This window comes from Streptomyces flavovariabilis (genome assembly GCF_000725785.1).
GTDB lineage: Bacteria > Actinomycetota > Actinomycetes > Streptomycetales > Streptomycetaceae > Streptomyces > Streptomyces hawaiiensis.
This window is the reverse complement of sequence record NZ_JNXD01000127.1, coordinates 1-226: the sequence shown is the minus strand read 5'-3', so window position 1 is coordinate 226 and position 226 is coordinate 1. Positions and strand designations below refer to the sequence as shown.

Here is a 226-nt window from a genome sequence, read left to right as displayed (position 1 = left end):
TGGGGCGTTTCCGGTGTTCGCGGAGGCGTTCGATGCGGTGTGTGCGCGGTTCGAGGGGGAGTTGGACCGGCCGCTGAAGGATGTGATCTTCGGGGACGCTGCGGCGCTGGACCAGACGGTGTACACCCAGGCGGCTCTGTTCGCTCTGGAGGTTGCTCTCTTCCGGCTCCTGGAGTCGTGGGGTGTGACGCCGGATGTGCTGCTGGGGCATTCGATCGGTGAGCTG

General features: G+C 65.9%; 1 protein-coding gene. It reads left to right on the top strand.

All coding sequences use genetic code 11. The features are described 5' to 3' along the window. Positions 1-226, top strand: a 226-nt coding sequence (locus IO24_RS41850; protein ID WP_037670175.1) for an acyltransferase domain-containing protein, incomplete at both ends; no start/stop codon positions are given.